We start from the raw sequence: 22,525 nt of genomic DNA on the forward strand, positions 1-22,525 counted from the left end.
GTCTAGAATAAAACAATTTAGGCGGAATTTCGTATCAAGGCCACTGAGGGAAAGGTATGAATGATATAAATTTTGTTATTATGATTGAGCCTGGGAAGTTAGAATGGCAAGGGATGATGTTGATTGAAAGCATATATGAGAATTGTGAGGACAGCTTTGCAATTAACGTTTACTGCGGTGTTGACAAAATTAGTAGACTGAGCCCTGTTGTGTTGCGGTATTTGGAAAAGCGCAATATCAACATAAACCCTATTAATAATATGTTCCAACCTTATTACCCACATGGGAATAAAATTGTTTCTTCTGCAATGAAAAGAGACAAAGCGAAATATGGTATCTTTATGGATTCGGATATGCTGCTTTTAAAAAAAACAAGATTCTGCGCTGAACTTGATAAACATTTAGGAGATGTTTTTGTAGTTAGAGCAGGGCTAGATAGATGGAGTAATAGTGAAGCCGACTGGTTAGTTGCATATTCAGAGGTTGATGTTGAGCCATATCCTGAGAAGATAAAGTTAGCTGATGGTAGAGAAAGTTATCCTTATTTTAATGCCGGTCTTGTTGCTTTCTATGAAGAAAGTGGTTTTGCAAGTGCTTGGAAAGATGTAGCAGTGGAACTTGATTTGAACGATAAGATAAGCAATAAAAGGCCATGGCTAGATCAAATAGCCTTGCCTATAGCCATTAAAAAATCTGGTTTAAAATATTCACTGCTGAACCCGTGTTTTAATTATGGGTTAAATAATGATTACAATCAACTAAGTGAAGCGGTGGTTGGGCACTACCACACGAAAAGTTGGCTTTATCACCATGGCCTTAATAATATTATGAGAAGATATACGCGGGAATCAGTAGGTGAGAAAAACTTTGCCGTTTTAGTGAATAAAACTGAGAAGAGGGTAAGCTAACCGATCGAAAGAGTCAAGGATAATTGCTTCTTGTCTAATGAGCATCTGCCCTCCATGGGTGAGACGCTGACGATCCGCTGGACAAGGAGATATCTGGTTTATTGATTTTGTCAGAATATAAAGACTTTAGTTAGCCAATGTAAATAGGAAAATAATGACTTTTTCCTTGTTTTAAAGTGATCATGAAAAACTTTTCACTCTCGTCTTGTAGAGGTTAGTATGTGTATGTCTAAATGCCCTGTTATTTCAATACACTTGCCAAAATGCGCGGGGTCATCTCTGAGAAATACCTTGAAAGAAAAAATGAAAGATGAGGCTTATTTAGACTATGGTGATAGAATTACAGATGTAAGTTTTGAAGCCAAACAAACTCGGGCTAAAAGGAAGTTGCAGTTTTTGACTGATTACCAGTCTAGCCATAAAGCTAAAATTATTCATGGGCATTTCTATGCGACAAAATACCTGGATATATTTCCTAATGCGCAATATGTAACTATAGTAAGAGATCCCAGAAGTTTGGTGCCAAGTTACTATTCTTATCTAAAGAGGTCTCGTCAGAACAATTACCTTACAAGATTTGCTAAAAACTGTTCGTCATTAGAGGAATTTATTGATCACGAGTGGTTTCAAAACATTGTCTCCAAGCAGTTGTATCCATTAGATATTTCTAGTATGTGCTTGGTTGGAGTTCAGCAAAAATATAATGAATATCTAAAGCGACTTTCAGAGATAGTAGGAGTCGCTCTTGAAGAGGTTAATGAAAATGTGAACCCTAAGGGTCCCGAGTACAATTTGCCTTCAGGTTTAGTGGCCAGAATCGAAGCCAATAACTCTGATGATATGGAGCTATATTTTAAAGCTCTAAATCAATAATCATATTCTGTGCGTGTTGATAACATGTCAGCGCTATTACCATTCTGAATACCTTCGGTATGGTCGAATAGGGGGAGCTAATACTTGCCCTAGTTTATATTCGTAGTCAGAGTTCATGACCCTACACTTCGGTGTAGGTGAAGTGTCCCCCTCCATAGCTGCACATGGTAGGGTATAGTGCAGTCATCAGGTGGAAACCAGGGGGATTACGTTTTGTCTCCGCTCTCCGACTTGGGAAACTGATGCAAAAATAATGGACACTACTAGGGAGCAGTTGGATTATGATCTTGCCCACCGACAGTGGACACCTCGTTAAGACAGTACGCTGAGACGAGGTTACCCATGACAAGGCAAGTCGCTTCGATGAAGAAGGTCCGCAACCGACACTCCTCGGACTTCAAGACTGAAGCCCTGGCGCTCGCTGATCGCGTTGGTGCTACCACAGCCGCTCGGGAGTTAAACCTGCAAACCAGCCAGCTTTATCAGTGGCGAGCCAAAGCCCGGCAGAAGGCGAACACGTCCGAGCGTGAGCAAGCGTTGGCCGAGGAGAATGCGCGACTCAAGCGCCAGCTCGCGGAGAAAGCAGAGGAACTTGAGATCGCAAAAAAAGCCGCGGTGTATTTTGCAAAGAGCCCGAAGTGAAATACGCCTTCATCCATCAGCACCGTCAGGCGTTCTCCGTCCAGCGCCTTTGTCAGAGCGTCGGAGTCGCTCGTAGAGGCTATTACGCCTGGAGACATCGTGACGACGTGCCATCAGTCAGGCGTCACCGGCAAGCGGCTCTCGATCATCGGGTGGACAGCGCCTTTCATCGGAAGCAGGGACGTTCCGGCGCTCCCCGATTGACGCTGAACCTCAAAGACAACGGCTTATCGATCAACCGTAAAACGGTTGCTGCCAGTCTGCGCCGCCAAGGGCTTCGTGCCAGAGCCGCTCGTCGCTTCAAGGCGACGACGAACTCGCGGCACAACTTGGCAGTCGCACCCAACCTGCTGCTGCAGGACTTTTTGGCGGTAGCGCCCAATCAGAAATGGGTCGGCGATATTATCTACCTGTGGACCGATGAAGGTTGGCTCTATCTGGCGGTGCTGCCCGACCTGTATTCATGCAAGGTCATTGGTTGGGCGATGCGCGAGCGCATGCATGACCGCGGAGCTTGTTGTTGACGCTCTGCAGATGGCGCTGTGGCGCCGCCAAATGCCGAAGGAGGTAATCGTTCACAGCGACCGGGCAGCCAGTACTGCTCGGCACTGTATCAGTCGATGCTGATCCGAAACGGTCTCCACTGCAGCATGAGCGCCAAGGGGAACTGTTACGATAATGCCTGTGCCGAGAGCTTTTTCCACAGCCTCAAAATCGAAGCCGTGCATGGTGAGCGCTTCCGAACGCGAGAGCAGATGCGCCGTCAGGTCTTCGAGTACATCGAGCTGGACTACAACTGGCAACGCCGACACAGTGCTATCGGAATGATCAGCCCAGAGGCCTTCGAGGCTCGAATGATCGCTTAAGTCGGTGTCCACCAGTGCTGGGCAAGATCATTAAGCCTCGGAGGGGAAGTTGTTGCTATTAAAACAACTTTGTTATTTAAGATGCGCTTGCAATTAAAGGTGGCCCTGTGAAGGATATGAAAAACGCACGGAGGTTCTATGTTTAGTTTGAGACTAACTGTTGTGGTTGTGTTGTTTTTTTGCTTTGTCAATCAGGTGGCTGCTAATGATGAGATTTCTATAAAAAATGAAAAGTTTTTCAAGGGGGATTCCTTGTGGATAGCCGAAGGAGTAACGCTGGTTGGACGTGTTTCTCCTGCTGAGGTTGCGAAAAATAAGAAATTTTACGCTAAGGCGCGTGAAAAATATGGAGATGAGTTATTAAACTCTATCGGTGATTATGGAGCCGATCTGGTTCGATTCCAGGTGAGTCAAGGTGGTTTGGATCCACAGTCCCCTATCTATGAAAGGGAGTATGTGGACGAGATAATAGAGTCTATTAAGCAGACTAGAGATGCTGGATTCAATGTCATTATATCTATGCAATGGCAGGGGCCTTCTGGTTCTCGAGACGAGGGAGGCTTACCAACATACACAACTAGAAGGGCGTGGCAGCAGATCGTAGATGATTTTTCTGATGACAGAGGTGTACTGCTGGAAGTTTTTAATGAACCAAAGCTACACAAAGCTTCCCCTAAAAATTGGAGAATTTGGAAAAAATCTATGCAAGGTTTGATTGATTACTTGCGTGAAAAAGGGGCTCAGAACGTTCTTCTTGTTGACGGATTGAAATCGGCGCATGTACTGGAGGGCGCGCCAGAGCTGGATGATCCATTGGGACAAACTGCTTATGCTGTGCACCCTTACCTCGATAAAATCAACCAAACGCAAAAGCAATGGGATAAAAATTTTGGAAATTTTGCTGATACACATCCTGTAATGGCAACAGAATTTATGGCATATGCCAACAGGGGGTGTCGAAATTCCCTACCTAATGATACGAAAGAACTACTTGAGTATCTAAAAGGGAAAGATATTGGTCTCGTTCTCTGGGCTTTTGATGTGGGGAATATTAAGAAAGGATCTAAGTATACAACTTTTGACAACTTGTCTTGTAAAAAAGGAGAAAGAAAAGGCGGAGCCGGTCAGATGATCCATGAGTATTTTACTGGTAAATAGGGCCAAAGCCAATGCCGGTTTGCAACAATCTCCGTGCTGTACTTTTCCTTCAGCGCTGCCAGTAGCCCTATATAGAAACCTTTTTCTGGGTCGTAATTATTCAGGTAGCCGACGCCATGGAGATGAACGATGTCCGCATTCAACAAGGAGGCAAGCTGGTTTCCGAGTATTTCTCCAGCCCGCGCTTTTCGATGAACGTATAGCGACGAATGACCTGTTCCCAAAAGCTGATACCGACATAGCTTTTGGCGACCTGGACCAGGTCGTCCAGAAACTGGTCCTGGTTTTTCCCCTGGGCGTGCGGGCCATGCAATTTCCTGGCATTCTCCACCAGATTTTCATAGAAGGTGATGTGACAGCCTTCGGCATGGTCCTCGAAGAACTTCAGCCATCCTCTGACGGTCAGCTCGTCTCCGTAATTGGGCTCTCCCGCGCCGCTATAATCAAACGTTCCATTCTTCCGTGTACGGGCAACTGCTAATTCTGTTGCAGGATGTTTTCATAAACGGAAGTCGTTGGGAATAGAAAAGGGGAGGTGGGGTTATAGGAAATACCCATAACCATTTCATCAGGGTTGATATGGCAATGGAAACCGGTGTCGATGTCTGTGTTTTCCACCGCCGGTTCCTGCTGAGTATCGAGCAGGAATCGACGGTTTTTCATGGAAATTCGGCGAAGATCGTCTCTCTTCGCCGCATCTGGAGATCATACAGTCACGCGGTAATGAATTTCCGCATGTCGATGTCTGCTGTCTTGTGGGTTGCGTTCCAGTGCCGTTTGGATTTTTTGTGAGGTAGCGCTATATGAACCTGGACTTCCTTGCGTAATACCTGGGCTGGCAGAATGGCAATCCGTTCTTTCGGTGTGCTGGTATTCGTACGGATTAGATAGTGGGCCACGGCGCGTGTTAGCAACCCCGGCCCCGTTTTACCCCAGGTATTATCATTGTCGCGGCCAAGCAGGGCCTCGCGTGCCATTTCCGAAGCCAGCACGATAGCGGGGTGATTGGGAACGCAGGCGAGAGCGTTGTTCGCCAGCACATCGAAGGGCTCCAGAAAGCACACCATACCGGCATCGGGGGGAAGAAGGTTGCTCAGCTTGCCATAAAGATAGTCATCTGCATCGGCATAGAACCCACCATAGTGGCGTAGGTAGCAGAGCCGGAAAAAGTCAGCGCTTTCCGCAATATTGTTGGCCAACCGGAAAGCTTGCTCGTAGTCCTGGCCAAAAGTTTCTCTCAGAAAGGTTTTGGCTTCGCCACTATCAAAGCGTTTGTACTCGATACCTGGACGTCTCGACCAGGAGTGCATGATCTCCGTCACGGCTTGTGGTGGCGTTTTTTCATTCCAGTATTGCCCAACTCTGAGTGGAATGAGTCGTGTGCCAGCCGTGGTTGTCGGAGAGGGAGTGTCTTCGAAACGGCGCCGGATCACCGAGCTGGCAGCATGAACGTAGTTCGTGGCGAGCATATCGTGTTTTTCCGGCGGTAGAGCTGCTTGCTCGCGCCGGTAGAGTACCAGGTCATTCAGTAGATTCCCGATCTGTGATACCGAGAAATGGCCTGATGCCATCGGGTTGCCCGGTCCCTTTCGTTGTCCTTCTTCGATAACCGCGTAAGCTTCCTCTTCCCGCCCCAGCATGATCAATATCCGTAGGTGTAAATCTCGAATGCCATTGGCTGATCTGTGTGGGTGGCTCGCTCGCTCGAGTACGGCCTTGGCGGCTTCCGCTTGCCCAATCTCGAGTAGGCTATGGGCACGGATCCGCGTGAATGGCATGCGTTTGGCGGGGGGGATCGGCCCTCGGATCGCCTCGAGAGCCTCTTGCGGGTGTCCGGATTCCCGCAAGAAGCGCGCATGCTGTAGACGCAGCTCCGGATCTTCCGGCCAGCGCCGGCGACAGAAGCGAAGGTAGCGCAAGGCAAAATGATAGGAATTGCCCGCCCACAGGATTTGAATGATGTTGTGAGCCTCGGGTAGCGTGCGGCATTTGCGGGGTTCGCGCAGCTTGTCCAGTGCACCCTTTGGGCCTTCGACGGACAAGGCGAACTGTGCGGCAAGAAAGGCGTGTTTGGATTCGGGGATATATTGCAATAGCCGCGCGGATACGGCGTCGACCTGATGACGGTCTATCGACAGCAATGCTTTCCGAAAGAGTGCATTGGCAACCTGGGCGGTGCGCGGCCCTGCCAACATGATCTCCGCCAGGGTTTGATTGGCGATGACTGAGAGGCCGAATCGTTCGGCCTGGTTGAGCAGCGCTAGCTTGTCCAGCTCCGTCAATTGGCTGGAGTGGTTTGCCAGGAACTCGATAGATTCACGGCACGTGACGGCCAGTTCGGGTTGCGTAGTGAGTTTGACCGCTTGTAGCAGCTCCACGGCATCCGTCGAGGAGACCTCGAGATTGTTTTGTGCTCTCGTTAGAAGGGCACTCAGTGCCGAGGTATGTTTGTCACCGGTTTCCATGCCGGTGTTGGCCTGCATCAACTGCATGACGCGAGCCTGGCGGTGTTCCGGATGATGTTTCAGCAGATGGTCGATGACGCTTTTTGCTGCCCGTAGACGGCCATGGGCTCGATAGAAGTTGGCACACGCCATCTGAACTTCGGCTTTATCGAACCAGCGTTTTCTCAACGGACGTAGAGCCTTGAGGGCCGGCAGGGTTCGGCCTAGATCTCGAAGGATCTGAAATTTTTGTAACCGCAGTCGGAAGTTGTTGGGCCAGCGGGGGATAGCCTGGTTGATGCGCCATAGCGCTCGCTTCGGATTGCCGGCGAGGGCTTCTATGCGTGAGTCCAAGGCCCGCAACATGGGAGCATTGGGGCGCGCCTCAATGGCTTGGGCAGATCTGGCCTGCGCGACATCGATTCTCCCCTGGACAATAGCGGTGCGAATCCATAGGTGCCACACGTCCGGTTTGGGATTGCCTGTTTGAATGGCATCACGGAGCAGGGCTTCCGCTAACTCCACTTCTCCATCGGCCATGGCGCGCTTTGCTTTCTGCAAAGGTGTGGGAGAAGGGGATGAGGCGTTTGGGGTAGCTGGGATAGGGCCTTCAGCTTTGTCGGGCATGAGCGAACACTTCTTCTTTCGGGCTGTCTGCCTGGAGACACAGAAAAATCGGCCAGACACCATCCATAGCGCCTGACCGAGACTTGCTCAACTGGTCAATGTGTTTGTGTTCGTCCCTTTAGGAGGCTTGCGCTACTGCCAATGTGCTCTCCATGCCGAGTCGCTGACGCAGGCTCATCGGCACCTGGCGGCGAGATGAGATGCGCGGCCGGGGCATTTCCACAACCCGAGTCTCGGCACCATATAGCGCTTCGTACTCGGCATAGTTGTCGAAGACCTTCCGATCGACATAGTCGATGTACGTCTCGGATTCGGTACCGTTGGCGATAATGACTTTGTGACCTTCTGTCTCGATATGGTAGTAGGTCACGGTCTCAGTCATTTCGTTCCATGGCATGAAGTCGATCGAGCTGCCATTGACCAACGCCGCTGCGTTGATGACCAGACCATCGACGACCATTCCATGGCTCGCGGTAACGACCAGATCCCGATTCGGCATATCCTCGCCAAGCGCTCCCTGCTTGATACGCACGGGCTGAAGCTTCTGTGCCGCGACAACGTTACGCACACTCTGACGTCCGACCCACTTGACCGGGACTTGCTCGCCGGTATCGGTCAGGAGCATGTCACCGATAGCAAGCGACTCGACGGCAACTTCACCATCAGGCGTGGCGATCATGGTGCCCTTGGCGAAGCAGACGACTTCTCCCGGATAGGTGAACGAGTCGCCGTTCAGGTAAGCATCGGGGTCTTCCAAGTATGCTTCGTAATCTTCCTGGGACATCTCGATGGCAGCGTTGACCTGAGTCCCAACCGCTGCATTACCTTGGGTCAAATGGAGGGCACCGTCTCGGTAAGCGTCCTGGGGGTTCAGGATCCCGCCTTCATCCAGACTCCAATCTCCGCCGCCGAGATTGATCTGGTCGCCAGCTTCCGCTCCCGTAACATTGAAATTGTAGCTATCCAGCAGCCCCACGTCCGGCTTGTTGAACGTGAAGGAGCCAGGGCCTTCTCCAGAGAAGTCGACATCGTAGCTATTCAGGCCGTTTAAGCCACTAATGGAAGATGCATCCAACGTCGCGCTACTTTCACCCTCGATGCCGAACGTTGTGCCATTGAGTGCACTTGCGTTGATCAAGCCTTGGTCAAGCGTGAAATTGCCGCCATTGGTTACGGTGTAGGTGGGAGACGCGCCGGCTTGAATCCCAGCCACGCTATTAACGGTAGCGTTGACACCGTCAACAATCAGCTCATGGTCGCCCAGCGCTGTAATGTCGAGGGTGTTGTCCTGATCAGCGTTCTCCTCCGAGATTGTGGTTGTCCCGGTTCCCCCAAGATCTAGATTGAGTAAAGCCATCTCTTGATTCTCCCTGCAATGATTGAGATCGATACTTGCTGTTCTGTGGCTGTCTAGTGCTTACATGGCATCGTTATAGATTGTTGCCAATCCCTAAAGCCTTGCACTTCAACGAATTAGCTTGCAAGCACATCCGAAATTCAACTATATGTTGAAAATTGTTTCATTTTTATGCTTTCCGCGCCCCTCCCAGAACTATCCATTAGTATTACGTGGTGTCAGGCGACCACGACGCGTACGAGTAGTAGTGATAGGTTCTAATGCTATCCTATGTCAAGCTTAGGAATAATTAGGTAAGTCATGTTGGTGGTAAAAACACCTTGCTGTCATGACGTTATCTACTTAAGTTGTTGATAATAAAGGTGATCTGTTTTTGTAACTCCATGGTGTTATTTTGTGTGTCTACTATGGTCAACATTTTGGTAACCATTTGGAAACGCAGTCATTTTCTTGCAGAATGAGAGGCTTGTCGCTGCATGCGCGTTGGTCTGTTTGTTTGTCCAATATATTTTGTCTCACAAATATTAGGCATAATATTGGAGTCACGTTCATTCATGCGAGTCAGAGAGGCTGAATATGAAAACAGGCCGCCCCGCGACACCTATTGTCCTGACGGAAGCAGAGCGCATCGAGCTCACTCGCCGCGCCCATCAGCGCAAAGGGTCGTTCGATTCTCGTATCCGGGCTGAGATCATTTTGGCCTGCGCCAACGGGGAGTCGGGGGTCGTTATCGCTCAACGTTTGGGGATCGGCGTCCACACTGTGTCTCGATGGCGAGTGCGGTTCGGTAAATGGAGGCTTAAAGGTTTGAATGATGGACCCCGTTCAGGGCGGCCAAGAAGCATTAGCGATGAACAGGTTCAGGAAGTTATTGATCGAACGACTCAAACCCGACCCGAAGATGCCAGTCATTGGACGACTCGACGGATGGGTAAAATTGTGGGTATCTCTCCAGCCAGCGTGCAGCGAATCTGGCAGTCCTTCGGACTTGAGCCACACCGGGGAGAGACAGCCAAGCTATTGGAATCCGCAAGACGAAAAAAGTGAAAGCTTGAGCGGTGAACGATCCAAAGAACTCGATAGGGCATTGATTAGATGTACAGTGATAACCCCAAACTGTTTCAGTGACTGAAGAAGGGTAGACATTATAGCCCTACGGACGAAGCGGCTCCGCCACCAAGTCATCGCAGTGACGGTGTTGATTAATGACTTGAAATTGTGAAACGTCTTGCGGTCATCCCCTAACCAAAGCAGTGTAGCAGGATGCGGAAAGGCTAACGCTTTAGTTAAGCCTGGGTGTAAAGGTCAGAAAAATGTGGTAAATATCGTCTGGGCATAGGCTGTTTGTGTGCCCCTGCGTATGTACTTCCCGTCTTTCATAGGCGGGTTTTTTATGAATCAAAAAACCATATGCTGCACACGTTGCGTGGTTTGGTGTGCTATGCAACTGCTGATGTCTGAGCTTTTGGCCCGCAGTCGTGGGTCTCTTCTCTCGCACTTGGCCTATTCGTTGCTGACTTCTCCCTCAGATTGGCACACGAATGATCGCAAAATCAGGTTGACTGCCGCGAAGAACCATCTGTGTTCTTCTCATCAGGGAACTCTTCGTCAGCGTCACGATCGCCTTCTTCAGCACCAAAGTTTTCTTCGAATGCAAGACACGCTTCGCATAAATAGTAACCCTGATCATCGCAATCAACCGCCAGAGCACCGCAGCGGTCACAAATAATGCCCATCGATCTCGTCACTCGCTGCTCCTGCCATAGTCATCGATATTGCGTTAGTGGCCCGATACTTTCGGGACAGGTGTGACCCCCAACGTAAGGCTTAGGTTCCTTCCCGGGCCTAATGATAATTCGATTTCTGGGGGTGCGGCATCCAATCCTTTGAAATATCTATATGTATGGAGTGTTGCATTATGTAGGGCAGCCTGGTAGCTGTCATCTAGATGACTCGGCCGATATCCGCGGAGCCAAGGAGCCAAGGAGCCAAGGAGGCGGAGGAGGCGGAGGCTGTAGCGCCGATTCCCTACGCCTACCGCTGAAGCTATGGCACAGCATCGAAAACATCCCTAGGCAGAGAAGGCGCGTTTGGCTAGTCTGCTACTACATATGGCTGTAGCTCCGGGAGCTAATATGCAAGGGGTGAAGGTTCTGCTTTGGCTCGGTGAGCTTTTTACTGGCGCCAAGTCGTTCAAGGCTAATCCCATCATTGGCAGCGAGCGGCTGAATCGCTACGGCCTGCACGCCGCTCGTGTCTGGTCGGCGTATTGGATGTCTCGGCTGCGCATGGCGATGCTGGCTTCTGGCGTGCCCAAGGCCGATCGTGCGCAGTTCCAGCGTTTCGGCTACGTGCTCAAGGAAAACTATCTTTCCGACCAGCAGTTCCAGGCGCTGATTCGGGAAATCGGCGCCTACGAGGGCGAGATCCGCGAGTGTTGCCAGGGAGATACCAATACGCACCGGGTTCTGCTGGCGCCGGAGGTTGTCGAGCAACTGCCGACGGTGAAGGCGGTGCTGGAGGATTCGGCGTTGAAGCGGCTGTTCCGCTACTGTGCCGGGCACGCCCGCTTGCCGATCTGCCATATCGAGAACGTGCATAATGGTAGTCGGGATAGCGTGACGGAACGCGACCCGCAGAAGAACCTGCACGTCGATACCTTCCAGCCCACCATGAAGTTCTGGCTCTATCTCGAGGACGTGACCGATGAGAATGGTCCGTTCGTGTTCGTGCCGGGCTCCAACTGGCCGCATCGGGAGCGCCTGAAATGGGAATATCAGATGAGCCTGCGAGCCAGGGAGCACGCGGATCGCTACACGGCGCGGGGCTCGTTCCGGGTAAGCCAGGAAGAGGCGGAGCGGTTGGGCGAGGGCGGCCCGCGGCCGTTCCGGGTCAAGGCCAATACGCTGCTCATCGCCAACACCTTCGGCGTCCATGCCCGGGGCAACGCCGAGCCGGGGAGTTCTCGCCTGGCGCTGTGGGGCATGAGCCGTACCAATCCCTTCCTGCCGTTGCCGGGGCTGGGGTTCGATTACCTCAATCGGCTCCAGTATCGCGTGCTTCAGCGCATGCGTCGACAGGAAGACGCGAAGGCCGCCGCCAAGGGGGGCCAGTCGTCCTGGCATGTGATCGAGCAGCGGCGGCTATAGTTTTCGATTCGCCACACAGCGCGTGAATTCGGAAAGCAACCTTCGGGTTGCTTTCTGCGTTTCTGGGCCCCCAAACGGGCAGTGTCAAGGTGTTGTAATATTGATCGTTTGTGGATGCGGCGGTACTGGCCACATGAGTCGGCCGGCTGCCGATACGTCGTATTTCCTCCGGCAAGAAAGAACTTGATGAAAAAGCTACTCGTGACGGGCGGTTGTGGTTACATCGGCTCGCATATGGTCGCCAGCCTGTAAAGTGCCGGGCGACGGAAAGGAGTTTTTGCTGACATGGGAATGCAAGGGTAGTATAGGAATATATGCAATCAATAAGTTGCTTTTCTATTGTTAAGCAGCTTATATGGTGCATTTTGTGGGGCGAGACGATAGGGAGTCGAGGTATGAATCGAAAGCCCGTGTTGGAACAGATCCTTCAGCGACGGCGACAGCTTCGACTGACCCAGCAGGACATGCAGTCGCGTATTGGCATGACGCGTCAGCAGTACCAGCGCCTGGAGCGCGAGGGCAACCCGCGTCTGGACACGCTCTCGCTGGTCGCGGAGGGACTCAATGCCGAGCTGATGCTGATCCCGCGGGAGAAACGCCTGGCCGTGCAGCGCCTATTGAAAGAAGACGACCATGAGGCTAGCCCGCCGGCGGACGAGAACCCCTGGCACGGATTGTTGGACGAGGAGTCATGATGGCGTCCGAATCGGTTTCAGTATTGCGAGTCAGCCTGTCATCGAGGCCCGTGGGTTATCTGGTGGGATACCGGGGGGGACGCAATGTCATGGTTTTCGACGAATCGTTCCGCGGCGATCCGGATCGACCGACGTTGACGCTGTCCTCTCACCCTGCCTCTCCGAGAGCGGCCCACGTGCTGGGCTCGCCCTGGATACGCCAGCAGCGACTACACCCGTGGCTGTCGAACCTCCTGCCGGAAGGCGCTCTCAGGGAGTGGCTGGCACAGGGTTTGAAGGTTCATCCCGATAATGAATTTCCCCTGCTTGCACAGCTGGGTCACGATCTCCCTGGTGCCATCGAGGCCGAGCCCGTCCAGCCTGACGAGGTTCCTGAACACGTGCTGGTGCATCGCACGAGCATCACGCCCGTCGTGAGGTCTCTCGCGTCTGCGCGCGGATTTTCGCTGGCTGGTGTGCAGATGAAGTTTTCCATGCGCGAACGTGAGGGGAGGTTTCACTTCGGCCATGAAGACGTGCTGGGAAACTGGATCGTCAAGACCCCATCGACTCGCCACCGGGGCGTGCCCGCCAACGAGTTTACCGCGATGACGCTGGCCCAGGCGGCCGGCGTCGACATTCCCGAAATCAGAATGGTGAATCTTTCCGCACTGGAGGGGTTGCCCGACATCGCGCTGCCACAGGAACCTTGGGCCTATGCCATCAGACGCTACGACAGGGATGGCGAGGCACGCGTGCATGCGGAAGACATGGCGCAGGTGCTGTTCCAGTATCCGCACGAAAAGTACAGCGGTGCCAATTATGAGCAGGTGGGCAAGCTGTTGCGGGACTATACCCAGGATGGGCTGGTGGTGGTGCAGCAGTTCGCCCGGCGGCTGCTGGTGAATGTGTTGCTTGCCAATGGTGATGCGCATTTGAAGAACTGGAGCTTGCTGTATCCGGATCGTGTCAATCCCGTGCTGTCCCCCGCCTATGACATCGTGTTCACCCAAGCCTGGATAGCGGATGAACAGGAGATGGCGCTCAGTCTCCATGGCAACAAGCGCTGGTACCGCATCGGATGGGCCGATTTCGAAGCCTGGGCGCGCGCGATTGGCACACCCTGGCCGGCCATCCGTGTGGTGCTGGAAGACACGCTGGGTCGTGCACGCGAGCGTTGGCCCGATCTGCTGGCGCAGAGCCCGATGTTGCCCGAGCAGAAGACCCAGTTACGCCACCATTGGCGCAAGCTGCAGCCGGAGTGGCGTATCGGTTAGATGGCGATCTTGAACGTGACCGAAACCTCGCAGTCGGCAGCTGGCGGCAAGGTCGCGCTCGTTCAGAACGACGCTTTCACTCCCGCGGCCAGAGCCGGATCAGGACCTTGCCGGAGGCCTGGGCGTCCTTGGCGATGGTGAACGCCTCGACGGCGTCTTCGGCTTCCAGCTCGTGGGTGATGACCTGGTCGAAGCGCGCGTCGCTGGCGAGCAGGGCGATGGCGTCGTCGACCTCGTCGTTGAACCGGAAACAGCCCCGCAACTGGATCTCCTTGGAGATCAGCAGCGCCAGTTCCAGCGGTTGCGGGCCGGCGCCCATCATGCCGATCTGCGCGATCACCCCGGCGCGGCGTACCGCCCGAATGGCGGCGTCGATCGAGGCCGGCGCGCCGGAGCACTCCAGGGCGACGTCGAAGGATTCCGCCTCCGGCGTCTGCTCGCCGACGCGCAGAGTGTGATGCACCCCCAGCGCCCGCGCCCGCTCCAGCGGCCCCTCATGGAGGTCGGTCGCCGTGACCTCGCTTGCTCCCTTGGCCAGCGCCGCGGCCGCGACCAGCAGCCCGATCGGTCCCGCGCCGCAGACCAGCACGCGCTTGCCCTCGACACCGCCGGACACGTTGATGCCGTGCAGCGCCACCGCCAGCGGCTCGGCCAGTGCGGCACGCCTGAGCGGCAGGCCCTCCGGCAGTAGCCGGATCATCTCCCGTCTCATCACCAGGTATTCGCTCATGCCGCCCTGGGTGTGCGGGGTGGTGGAGGCGGAACCCAGGTAGCCGCCGTTCGGCCACAGGTGCGGTTGACCCTCGAGCCCCGGCCGGCATTCGCCGAAGGTGGCGGGGTGGAAGGTGACCTGCGTGCCCGGCGCCAGCTCCCCAGAGGGGTCGAGGTCGACGGTGCCCGACAGTTCGTGACCGGGGATCAACGGCTCGCGCACCACGAAAGCCCCGTTGGCGCCGTCATGGTAGTAGTGCAGGTCCGACCCGCAGATCCCGCCCCAGGCGATGCGCACCCGCACCTCGCCTTGTCGTGGCTGGGGCGTTTCCCACTCCTGACTGCGCAGGTCCTGCTTTCCATGGATGACCAGGGCTTTCATGACGCTCCCTCCAGGGTTGTGATCGATGCCTCAAACCAATGAATCAGACCAATGTACCAGTTGCCCGGCCTCCACTCGCGACCAAAGGCGTGCTTACGATTCCAGAATACCACTGTACATTCTGCTGAACGACGTTCAGCTCATTGGACAATAGTGGGGCGCTAGTTTTGATAGCGGGCCTCTGGTTTTGCCAGTTGGCCCCGAATTTTAATAGCTGGGCTCGAATTTTAAGCGTGGAACTCTGGAGAGGCGGACGGTTCATGAACGAGGGCAGGCTACGCGTGGCGGTCGCGACGCCGCTGAGCGAGGAACTGTGCGAATGGATCGAGGCCCGCGAGCCTCGCCTCGCGCTCATTCGGGATCAATCGCTGCTGCCGCCCATGCGTCACCCGGCGGACTTTGGCGGCGATCCCGCTTTCCGGCGTACCCCGGAGCAGGAGGCCCGCTTCGACGCGCTGCTCGCCGACGCCGAGGTGCTCTACGGCATACCCGATGTCGATCCCGCCCGGTTGGCCCGTGCCGTCGAGGCCAACCCCGCGCTGCGCTGGGTGCACATCATGGCGGCTGGCGGTGGTGGCCAGGTGAACGCGGCAAACCTCTCCGCCGAGCAGTTGGAGCGAGTGCGGTTCACCACGTCCGCCGGGGTCCACGGTGGCCCGCTGGCGGAGTACGCCGTGTTTGGCGTGCTGGCCGGCGCCAAGCAGTTGCCGCGAATTCTCGATCAGCAGCGCGCTCATCACTGGAGTGGACGCTGGATGATGGGGCAGGTCAGCGAGCAGCGCGTGCTGCTGCTGGGTCTGGGCGGTATCGGTCGCGAAGTGGCGCGCAAGCTGTCGTTGCTGGGCGCGCACGTGATGGGCGTGTCGCGTCATCAGCGCCCGGTCGAGCATGTCGACGAGATCGTCTCCCCCGATCGCTTGCACGAGGCGGCGGGCCGCGCCGACGCGGTGGTGAGTTCGTTGCCCGGCACCGCCGCCACCCAGGGCATGGTGGACGACGCCCTGCTGGCGGCGATGAAGCCCGGCGTGACCATCGTCAACGTGGGGCGCGGCACGGTGATCGACGAACCGGCGCTGATCCGCGCGCTGGAGCGCGGCCAGGTGGGGCTGGCGGTGCTCGACGTCACCGCCGTGGAACCGCTGGACCCCGAATCACCGCTGTGGGATCTGCCCAATGTGCTGCTGACGCCGCACACCGCGGCGTTGAGCGAGTCGGAGGATCGTCTCATCGCCGAGCTGTTTGCCGACAACGCGCGCCGCTATCTCGACGGCGAGCCGCTGCTCAACCGCGTCAACACCGTGGAGTTCTACTGATGGCGGGCGAGGGCGAGCGAACGCCGGCGGTGAGCCGGGCGATTCGGGTGCTGGCGCTGCTGGAGAAGGCCGGCGGCACCCCCCAGGGCGTCAGCGAAATGGCGCGGCAGCTCTCGGTGGCCCGCTCCTCGCTGTTCAACATCTGCCTGACGCTGGAAGCCGATGGGCTGATTACCCGCAGTGGCAACGGTTACCGGCTGGGGCGGCGTCTGGTGGAGCTGGGCGGCGCCTATCTCCGCACCGACGACCCGGTACAGGCGTTCTACCAGGCGTGCAACGAAACCCCGCTGCTGCATGACGAAATCTGCCAGCTGGCGGTGCTCGACGGCACCGAGGTGCTTTACCTCGCCGCCCACGCCGGGCGCATGCCGCTACGCATGACCGCCAGCATCGGCAGTCGCTTTCCCGCTTCGATCACGGCGGTGGGCAACGCGCTGCTGGCGAGGCTCGACGACGACGAGATTCGCCGCCGCTTTGCCGACCCCGCCACGCGCCCCGCCTGGACCGACCGCTCGGTGACCGATCTCGACGCCCTGGTGGAGAAGATTCGCACGGTGCGCCGCCGTGGCCATGGTCGCGACCTGGGCGAGGTCTTCCCGGGCGTGCGCGGGCTGGCGGTGACGGTCGCGCCCCAGTACAGCGGCGAGCAGGCCTACGCCCTGGGTACGTCGCTGATGCAGGAGCGCTGCGACGACGAGATCGAGACGCGGGCGGTGGAAGCGCTCCAGGCGATGGCCGCGCGCATCGCCAATCCCATGAACCTCGCCGCCGATGGCGGCGGTCGCGACTAGGAGAACGATTCCATGCCGACGTTCGAGGAGACCTTTGAAATCGGTCCCGGCACCGGTTCCGACGCCGGCCCTGGCGCCGATAGCCGGCGGCGGGTGGGCATGATCGGGCTTGGCAGCATGGGCATGCCGATGGCCCGCAACCTGCTGGCGTCGGGTGTCGCTGCCCGGGTCTGTGTTAACGGCCGCTCGCGGGGCAGGGTCAGACCGGCGCTGGAAGCCGGTGCCGAATGGTGCGATAGCCCACGAAAGCTGGCTGTGGCCAGTGACGTGATCATTACCGTTCTGCCCGACCTGCCGCAGCTACGGGAGGTGCTCGAGGGCGAGGACGGCTTGCTGGCGGGGCTCTCCCAGCCGCTGCTGCTGGTGATCTGTTCGACCTCCTCGCCGGCGGGCATACGCGAATTGGCCGCTGAGCTCGAACAGCGCACCGACGGCCGGGTCCGGCTGCTCGACGCGCCGCTCTCCGGCGGCGCCGATGGTGCCGAGGCGGGAACGCTCTCGATCATGGTCGGAGGTGACGAGGGGGCCTTCGCCGTTGCCCGGCCGCTGTTGGCGACCTTCGGCACGCCGGTGCTGCTGGGGCCGCTGGGAGCCGGCGAAGTGGCCAAGGCCTGCAACCAGATGGTGGTCGCTTCGACCATGGTGGCGCTGGCGGAGGCCACGGTGATCGCCGAGCGCGCCGGGCTCGACTTGTCCAAGCTGCTCGACTGCCTCGGTGGCGGCTATGCCGGCGGGCGCTTTCTGGAGTCGCGCAGGCAGCGCCTGATCGACAAGGATTACACCCCAGCCGGCCTGGCCCGCTACATGATCAAGGATCTCGGCTTCGCCACCGACGAGGCGGCGCGGGGCGGGGTGGTGGCGCCTCAGTTGAACACCCTGGCGGCGCTCTACGAGGATCTGGGACGGCGCGGTTTCGGCGACGAAGACCTCACCGTGACGCAGCGTTATATCGCCGAGCTCGATCGTCTGCCCGGCGAAGGGCGTGAGCGATGACAGGCTGACCCGAGAGGGTGGGAGGCAACGATGACGGCGGTTCGGACTTTCTGGCGTGGAATCGAGTGGGCCATCGCCGCGTTGATGGCGGCGATGATGATCCTGGTGTTCGTCAACGTGGTGTTGCGCTACGGGTTCGCTTCCGGGTTGCGCCCCGGCATCGAGCTGTCGCGGCTGGGGTTCGTCTGGATCGTCATGCTGGGGGCTTCGCTCTGCCTGAAGGAGGGCGAGCACCTGGCGGTCGGCGAGCTGTTCGATCGCCTGCCGCGCCCGGTGCGCCTGGCCCTGGGGCGGCTGCTGTGGCTGGTGATCCTGATCGCTGCGCTCATGCTGCTGGTGGGCTGCTGGCGTCAGACGCTGGCCAACTGGCACAACATCTCGCCGCTCACCGGCTTGCCCAGCGGGCTCTTCTATCTCGCTGGCGTCGTCTCCGGCGCGCTGATGAGCGTGACCGCGACACTCGGGCTGCTGCGTCCGGGGTATTCGGAGGCGCCCGGCGTCGAGGCTCATGTTGCAGGGGCTCCCGACGTCGACAACGCGGCGCAAGGTCATGACGAGGAGACCAGACCATGACCCTGGCGCTGTTTCTGGCGGTGCTGATCGGCGCCATCCTGCTGCGCCTGCCGGTGGCTTTTGCCCTGCTGGCGGCGGCGGGTGCGCTGATGCTGCAGATGGGCATGTTCAGCGCCGACATCGTCTCCCAGTCGTTGATCAACGGCGTCGACAACTTTGCCCTGCTGGCCATTCCGTTCTTCATGGTGGCCGGCGAGGTGATGGCCGTGGGCGGCCTGTCGGATCGTATCGTGCGCCTGGCGATGGCGCTGGTGGGGCACTGGCGCGGCGGACTGGGCTACGTGGCCATCATTACCTCGCTGCTGCTGGCCGGGCTTTCCGGCTCGGCGGTGGCGGACGCGGCGGCGCTGGTCAGCATCCTCTATCCGATGATGCGCAAAAGCGGCTATCCCGCCTCCCGCTCGGTGGGGCTGCTGGCCGCCGGCGGCATCATCGCGCCGGTGATTCCGCCCTCGCTGCCGCTGATCATCCTCGGGGTGGCGGGCAACCTGTCCATCGCCAAGCTGTTCATCGGCGGGATCGTGCCGGGTCTCTTCATGGGGCTGGCGCTGATGATCACCTGGCGCTTCATGATGCGTAAATCTGACCTCGAGCCTCAGCCGAAGGCCACCCGCGGCGAGCGGCTGAAGGCGCTGCGCGATAGCGTCTGGGCGCTGCTGCTGCCGGTGATCATCATCGTCGGGATCCGTTTCGGGGTCTTCACGCCCACCGAGGCGGCGGTGGTGGCGGCGGTCTACGCCATCGCCGTCTCCGCCGGGGTCTATCGCGAGCTGGATGCGCGCAAGCTGCTGGCGGTGCTGATCCGCGCCGGGCGTTCCACCGCCCTGGTGATGTTCCTGGTCGGCGCGGCGATGGTCGCTTCCTGGGTGATCACCATCGCCCAGTTGCCGCAGCAACTCGCCGGACTGCTGGGGCCGTTGGCGGACGATCCGAAGCTGTTGATGGCGGCGATCATGGTGGTGGTGCTGCTGGTCGGGATGGTGATGGATCTCGCGCCCGCCATCCTGATCCTGGTGCCGCTGTTCATGCCGCTAGTGAAGGCGGCGGGCATCGATCCGATTTACTTCGGCCTGATGTTCGTCATCAACTGCTGCATCGGGTTGATCACACCGCCCGTGGGCACGGTACTCAACGTGGTCTGTGGCGTCGGCAACACCACCATGACCAACGCGGTGCGGGGCGTCTATCCCTTCGTTCTGGTGTACATCGGTCTGCTGGTGCTGTTCGTGCTGGTGCCGCAGATCATCACGGTGCCGATGCATTGGCTGATCGGCTAGCGCCTGTAAAAGCTGCAGCGCTGCACAACAAGGCAAGGAGAGGTGTCATGAACAAGATCATCAAGGCAACCACCGCCACGCTGTTCGGGCTGGCGCTCGTGTCGAGTTCCGCCATGGCCGCGACGACGTTGCGTTTCGCGCATCCGGCGCCGCAGAGCGATCTGCAGCAGACCCTGGCGGAGAAGTTCAAGGAGGAGGTGGAAAGCGCCAGCAATGGCGAGCTGAAGGTGCAGATCTTTCCCAACGGCCAGTTGGGCAACGACTCCCAGATGATCGACGGTACCCGCTCGGGCATCATCGACATCACCCTATCGGGTCTCAACAACTTCACTGGACTGGTGCCCGAGGCCGCCGCCTTCACGCTGCCATTCATGTTCGCCGACCACCAGGCCGCCTTCAATGCCCTCGATGGCGAGCCGGGGGATCGGGTCATGAGCGAACTCGAGAGTGCCGGCCTCAAGGGCCTCGCGTTTCCCGAGAACGGTTTCCGGGAGATGACCAATAACCGGGGGCCGATCCGCGAGCCCAAGGATCTGGAAGGGCTGCGCATGCGGGTCAACAACTCCATCGTGCTCAACAATATGTTCGAGCTGCTGGGCGCCAATCCGCAGCAGATCCAGGTCAACGAGCTCTACACTGCCATGGAGACCGGCGTGGTCAACGCCCAGGACCACCCGCTGGGTATCGTGGTGTCGTTCAATTTCGACGAGGTGCAGCAGTATCTGTCGATGACCAATCACGCCTACGCGGCACTGTTGCTGGCCATGAACAGGAACCGGTTCGACAGCCTGACGCCCGAGCAGCAGCAGATCGTGCAGAAGGCCGCCGACGACGCCACCGCCATGCAGCGACAGATGAACATCGACCAGACCGAGCAGATGATCTCGCAGCTCGAGGACGATGGCATGGAGGTCAATCGCGGCGTCGACACCGCCGCCTTCCAGGAAGCGGTGCAGCCGGTCTGGCAGGACTTCATCGATGAATACGGCGAGGAGCTGATCGACAGCATTCAACGGGCGGCGGGGCAGCAGAGCTGAACGGTAGCGCGGATGCGGGAGGTCTCGATTCGGTCGCGCGAGCTCGCTCCCGCGAATATGATTGGGCCGGCTGGAAGAGAGGCCGGGGCTGTCGAATCCGGTTTGGCATTTAAGATAATCGCCGAACGTCTTGACGTACGTACCTAAAAGCGTACGCTATGGATATCGAAGTGCAAGGAGTGCGTTATGACAGGAATTACGGCAACTGAGGCGCGTGGTAACCTCTATCGTTTGATCGATGAAACCGCTGAGTCTCACCAACCCATCGTCATCATGGGTAAACGGAACAGGGCGGTTCTGGTATCGGAGGAAGACTGGGCCGCCATTCAGGAAACGCTTTACCTACTCTCTGTACCGGGTATGCGTGAGTCTATTCGTGAGGGGATGGAGACCCCGGTCGATGAGTGCTCCGAGGGGCTCGACTGGTGACGTGGAAGCTGGTCTACGCCAGGCAAGCCCAGAAAGATGCTCGGAAGTTGGCCTCCAGCGGCCTGAAGCCCAAGGCCCAGGAGCTGCTGGCGTTGCTGTCGGAAGATTCGTATCGGAAGCCGCCTCCGTTCGAGAAGCTGATCGGCGATCTCGCGGGTGCCTATTCGCGCCGAATCAATATCCAGCACCGTCTGGTTTATCAGGTGCTCGATGAAGAGCGGGTCGTGAAAGTGCTTCGCCTCTGGAGCCATTACGAGTAACGCAACGCACCTGGCATCGCTTCTTCGACCTGTTTCGCGTTCATCTCGTCCTGGGTCTTGAATGCCTCCCAGCACGCAAACGGCCTTGTCACTCTTCAGGTGGCAAGGCCGTATTCATGATGCTGGCTCACGCGCCGTCTTGAAACCGCAAGGCGGCGGAAACTCGGTCGCTGCGCAGCCGATTGCTGAATCCGATATTGTACGCTATCCTGTACATGGTACAATATCCTGTACAGGAGTAGTCTCATGGATGCCATTAGCTATACAGCCGCCAGAACCAACCTGGCAAAAACCATGGAGCAGGTCTGTGAAGACCATTCACCGGTCATCATCACCCGAAGCAAGTCGCAGTCCGTAGTCATGATCTCTCTTGACGACTATGAGGCGTTGCAAGAAACCGCTTATCTCCTGCGCGCACCGAAGAACGCCCGTCGCCTGTTGGAATCCGTCGCCGAGCTGGAGTGCGGCGGCGGCCAGGAAAAGGAACTTCTTGAATGAAACTTATCTTCTCCGAGAACGCTTGGGAAGATTATCTGTACTGGCAGAAAACCGACAAGAAGCTCGTTATCCGAATCAACAAGTTAATCCAGGAGACGAAACGAGAGCCATTCGAGGGTGTTGGCAAACCGGAACCCCTCAAACACAGTCTCGCTGGTTATTGGTCTCGCCGAATCAACGACGAGCACCGCATGGTCTACAAGGTCATGGAGGACGCCTTGCTTCTTGCCCAGCTTCGGTACCACTACTGACGGCTTGTTCACACTATCCATGCAGCCGCGATGGA

General features: G+C 57.0%; 23 protein-coding genes and 1 pseudogene. 18 read left to right on the forward strand and 6 right to left on the reverse strand.

What is annotated here, in order from left to right; translation table 11 throughout:
• Nucleotides 1–56: 56 nt before the first annotated feature.
• The 4 genes and pseudogenes from F0A16_RS06570 (at nt 57) to F0A16_RS06585 (ending at nt 4,447) form a co-directional block, all read left to right on the forward strand.
• Complete coding sequence (locus F0A16_RS06570) at nt 57–908, forward strand: hypothetical protein (protein ID WP_149434607.1); 852 nt, start codon at nt 57–59, stop codon at nt 906–908.
• Between the two features lie 291 nt (nt 909–1,199).
• Nucleotides 1,200–1,781 (forward strand): sulfotransferase, encoded by a 582-nt coding sequence (locus tag F0A16_RS06575; RefSeq protein ID WP_187775925.1) that lies wholly within the window; start codon nt 1,200–1,202, stop codon nt 1,779–1,781.
• 342 nt (nt 1,782–2,123) lie between these two features.
• Nucleotides 2,124–3,289, forward strand: a pseudogene (locus tag F0A16_RS06580) (IS3 family transposase).
• 138 nt (nt 3,290–3,427) lie between these two features.
• Nucleotides 3,428–4,447: a cellulase family glycosylhydrolase gene (locus F0A16_RS06585; RefSeq protein WP_149434609.1), complete on the forward strand. Its 1,020-nt coding sequence runs from the start codon at nt 3,428–3,430 to the stop codon at nt 4,445–4,447.
• 139 nt (nt 4,448–4,586) lie between these two features.
• Here the strand turns inward: F0A16_RS06585 and F0A16_RS06590 are convergent, their stop codons facing one another.
• From F0A16_RS06590 to F0A16_RS06605, 4 genes are all read right to left on the reverse strand, one after another.
• Entirely contained in the window at nt 4,587–4,778 is a 192-nt protein-coding gene (locus F0A16_RS06590) for a hypothetical protein (RefSeq protein ID WP_149434610.1), read from the reverse strand.
• Between the two features lie 146 nt (nt 4,779–4,924).
• Complete coding sequence (locus F0A16_RS06595; RefSeq protein ID WP_149434611.1) at nt 4,925–5,110, reverse strand: hypothetical protein; 186 nt, start codon at nt 5,108–5,110, stop codon at nt 4,925–4,927.
• 50 nt (nt 5,111–5,160) lie between these two features.
• Nucleotides 5,161–7,518: a glycosyltransferase gene (locus tag F0A16_RS06600; RefSeq protein ID WP_187775926.1), complete on the reverse strand. Its 2,358-nt coding sequence runs from the start codon at nt 7,516–7,518 to the stop codon at nt 5,161–5,163.
• A 118-nt stretch (nt 7,519–7,636) separates the two neighbouring features.
• Entirely contained in the window at nt 7,637–8,875 is a 1,239-nt protein-coding gene (locus F0A16_RS06605; RefSeq protein ID WP_149434613.1) for a Hint domain-containing protein, read from the reverse strand.
• 576 nt (nt 8,876–9,451) lie between these two features.
• On the opposite strand from F0A16_RS06605, the gene F0A16_RS22240 reads away from it, so the two are divergent.
• Nucleotides 9,452–9,922 carry a helix-turn-helix domain-containing protein gene (locus tag F0A16_RS22240; RefSeq protein ID WP_149434614.1) on the forward strand — a complete coding sequence of 157 codons (471 nt, stop codon included), beginning with the start codon at nt 9,452–9,454 and terminating at the stop codon, nt 9,920–9,922.
• A 506-nt stretch (nt 9,923–10,428) separates the two neighbouring features.
• Here F0A16_RS22240 and F0A16_RS06615 read toward each other — a convergent pair.
• Complete coding sequence (locus F0A16_RS06615) at nt 10,429–10,623, reverse strand: hypothetical protein (protein ID WP_149434615.1); 195 nt, start codon at nt 10,621–10,623, stop codon at nt 10,429–10,431.
• Nucleotides 10,624–11,010: 387 nt separating this feature from the next.
• On the opposite strand from F0A16_RS06615, the gene F0A16_RS06620 reads away from it, so the two are divergent.
• The 3 genes from F0A16_RS06620 (at nt 11,011) to F0A16_RS06630 (ending at nt 13,975) form a co-directional block, all read left to right on the forward strand.
• A complete protein-coding gene (locus tag F0A16_RS06620; RefSeq protein ID WP_187775927.1) occupies nt 11,011–12,024 on the forward strand; it encodes a phytanoyl-CoA dioxygenase family protein in 1,014 nt (337 codons plus the stop codon).
• A 395-nt stretch (nt 12,025–12,419) separates the two neighbouring features.
• A complete protein-coding gene (locus F0A16_RS06625; protein ID WP_149434617.1) occupies nt 12,420–12,719 on the forward strand; it encodes a helix-turn-helix domain-containing protein in 300 nt (99 codons plus the stop codon).
• On the forward strand, nt 12,716–13,975 hold the full coding sequence (locus tag F0A16_RS06630) for a type II toxin-antitoxin system HipA family toxin (protein WP_149434618.1): 1,260 nt from the start codon (nt 12,716–12,718) through the stop codon (nt 13,973–13,975). The genes F0A16_RS06625 and F0A16_RS06630 overlap by 4 nt, the downstream gene beginning before the upstream one ends.
• Before the next feature lie 76 nt (nt 13,976–14,051).
• On the opposite strand, the gene F0A16_RS06635 is transcribed toward F0A16_RS06630, so the two are convergent.
• Nucleotides 14,052–15,068 (reverse strand): L-idonate 5-dehydrogenase, encoded by a 1,017-nt coding sequence (locus tag F0A16_RS06635; protein WP_149434619.1) that lies wholly within the window; start codon nt 15,066–15,068, stop codon nt 14,052–14,054.
• A 260-nt stretch (nt 15,069–15,328) separates the two neighbouring features.
• On the opposite strand from F0A16_RS06635, the gene F0A16_RS06640 reads away from it, so the two are divergent.
• The 10 genes from F0A16_RS06640 (at nt 15,329) to F0A16_RS06685 (ending at nt 22,490) form a co-directional block, all read left to right on the forward strand.
• Nucleotides 15,329–16,381 carry a D-2-hydroxyacid dehydrogenase gene (locus tag F0A16_RS06640; RefSeq protein WP_149434620.1) on the forward strand — a complete coding sequence of 351 codons (1,053 nt, stop codon included), beginning with the start codon at nt 15,329–15,331 and terminating at the stop codon, nt 16,379–16,381.
• The gene (locus tag F0A16_RS06645; RefSeq protein WP_149434621.1) at nt 16,381–17,172 is read left to right on the forward strand and encodes an IclR family transcriptional regulator; all 792 of its coding nucleotides are present in this window, start codon (nt 16,381–16,383) and stop codon (nt 17,170–17,172) included. The genes F0A16_RS06640 and F0A16_RS06645 overlap by 1 nt, the downstream gene beginning before the upstream one ends.
• Before the next feature lie 12 nt (nt 17,173–17,184).
• Complete coding sequence (locus tag F0A16_RS06650) at nt 17,185–18,165, forward strand: NAD(P)-dependent oxidoreductase (RefSeq protein WP_149434622.1); 981 nt, start codon at nt 17,185–17,187, stop codon at nt 18,163–18,165.
• Nucleotides 18,166–18,195: 30 nt separating this feature from the next.
• Entirely contained in the window at nt 18,196–18,738 is a 543-nt protein-coding gene (locus tag F0A16_RS06655; protein WP_149434623.1) for a TRAP transporter small permease, read from the forward strand.
• A complete protein-coding gene (locus tag F0A16_RS06660; protein ID WP_149434624.1) occupies nt 18,735–20,015 on the forward strand; it encodes a TRAP transporter large permease in 1,281 nt (426 codons plus the stop codon). Before F0A16_RS06655 ends, F0A16_RS06660 begins: the two co-directional genes overlap by 4 nt.
• A 47-nt stretch (nt 20,016–20,062) precedes the next feature.
• Nucleotides 20,063–21,052, forward strand: a complete 990-nt coding sequence (locus F0A16_RS06665) for a DctP family TRAP transporter solute-binding subunit (protein ID WP_149434625.1) — start codon at nt 20,063–20,065, stop codon at nt 21,050–21,052.
• Between the two features lie 186 nt (nt 21,053–21,238).
• Complete coding sequence (locus tag F0A16_RS06670; protein WP_149434626.1) at nt 21,239–21,481, forward strand: type II toxin-antitoxin system Phd/YefM family antitoxin; 243 nt, start codon at nt 21,239–21,241, stop codon at nt 21,479–21,481.
• Nucleotides 21,478–21,741 (forward strand): Txe/YoeB family addiction module toxin, encoded by a 264-nt coding sequence (locus F0A16_RS06675; RefSeq protein WP_149434627.1) that lies wholly within the window; start codon nt 21,478–21,480, stop codon nt 21,739–21,741. The genes F0A16_RS06670 and F0A16_RS06675 overlap by 4 nt, the downstream gene beginning before the upstream one ends.
• Nucleotides 21,742–21,987: 246 nt before the next feature.
• Entirely contained in the window at nt 21,988–22,239 is a 252-nt protein-coding gene (locus F0A16_RS06680) for a type II toxin-antitoxin system Phd/YefM family antitoxin (RefSeq protein WP_149434628.1), read from the forward strand.
• Entirely contained in the window at nt 22,236–22,490 is a 255-nt protein-coding gene (locus tag F0A16_RS06685) for a Txe/YoeB family addiction module toxin (RefSeq protein WP_149434629.1), read from the forward strand. The genes F0A16_RS06680 and F0A16_RS06685 overlap by 4 nt, the downstream gene beginning before the upstream one ends.
• Nucleotides 22,491–22,525: the final 35 nt, after the last annotated feature.

Source organism: Salinicola corii (assembly GCF_008298015.1).
In the GTDB taxonomy this organism is placed as follows: Bacteria; Pseudomonadota; Gammaproteobacteria; order Pseudomonadales; family Halomonadaceae; genus Salinicola; species Salinicola corii.

Bases quoted from the DNA above. Each gene is read 5' to 3' on its own strand.
- F0A16_RS06570 (WP_149434607.1), top strand. From the start codon at position 57: ATGAATGATATAAATTTTGTTATTATGATTGAGCCTGGGAAGTTAGAA.
- F0A16_RS22240 (WP_149434614.1), top strand. From the start codon at position 9,452: ATGAAAACAGGCCGCCCCGCGACACCTATTGTCCTGACGGAAGCAGAG.
- F0A16_RS06595 (WP_149434611.1), bottom strand. From the start codon at position 5,110: ATGAAAAACCGTCGATTCCTGCTCGATACTCAGCAGGAACCGGCGGTG.
- F0A16_RS06620 (WP_187775927.1), top strand. From the start codon at position 11,011: ATGCAAGGGGTGAAGGTTCTGCTTTGGCTCGGTGAGCTTTTTACTGGC.
- F0A16_RS06605 (WP_149434613.1), bottom strand. From the start codon at position 8,875: ATGGCTTTACTCAATCTAGATCTTGGGGGAACCGGGACAACCACAATC.
- F0A16_RS06640 (WP_149434620.1), top strand. From the start codon at position 15,329: ATGAACGAGGGCAGGCTACGCGTGGCGGTCGCGACGCCGCTGAGCGAG.
- F0A16_RS06600 (WP_187775926.1), bottom strand. From the start codon at position 7,518: ATGCCCGACAAAGCTGAAGGCCCTATCCCAGCTACCCCAAACGCCTCA.
- F0A16_RS06680 (WP_149434628.1), top strand. From the start codon at position 21,988: ATGGATGCCATTAGCTATACAGCCGCCAGAACCAACCTGGCAAAAACC.
- F0A16_RS06635 (WP_149434619.1), bottom strand. From the start codon at position 15,068: ATGAAAGCCCTGGTCATCCATGGAAAGCAGGACCTGCGCAGTCAGGAG.
- F0A16_RS06625 (WP_149434617.1), top strand. From the start codon at position 12,420: ATGAATCGAAAGCCCGTGTTGGAACAGATCCTTCAGCGACGGCGACAG.
- F0A16_RS06660 (WP_149434624.1), top strand. From the start codon at position 18,735: ATGACCCTGGCGCTGTTTCTGGCGGTGCTGATCGGCGCCATCCTGCTG.
- F0A16_RS06670 (WP_149434626.1), top strand. From the start codon at position 21,239: ATGACAGGAATTACGGCAACTGAGGCGCGTGGTAACCTCTATCGTTTG.
- F0A16_RS06630 (WP_149434618.1), top strand. From the start codon at position 12,716: ATGATGGCGTCCGAATCGGTTTCAGTATTGCGAGTCAGCCTGTCATCG.
- F0A16_RS06655 (WP_149434623.1), top strand. From the start codon at position 18,196: ATGACGGCGGTTCGGACTTTCTGGCGTGGAATCGAGTGGGCCATCGCC.
- F0A16_RS06665 (WP_149434625.1), top strand. From the start codon at position 20,063: ATGAACAAGATCATCAAGGCAACCACCGCCACGCTGTTCGGGCTGGCG.
- F0A16_RS06645 (WP_149434621.1), top strand. From the start codon at position 16,381: ATGGCGGGCGAGGGCGAGCGAACGCCGGCGGTGAGCCGGGCGATTCGG.
- F0A16_RS06685 (WP_149434629.1), top strand. From the start codon at position 22,236: ATGAAACTTATCTTCTCCGAGAACGCTTGGGAAGATTATCTGTACTGG.
- F0A16_RS06650 (WP_149434622.1), top strand. From the start codon at position 17,185: ATGCCGACGTTCGAGGAGACCTTTGAAATCGGTCCCGGCACCGGTTCC.
- F0A16_RS06585 (WP_149434609.1), top strand. From the start codon at position 3,428: ATGTTTAGTTTGAGACTAACTGTTGTGGTTGTGTTGTTTTTTTGCTTT.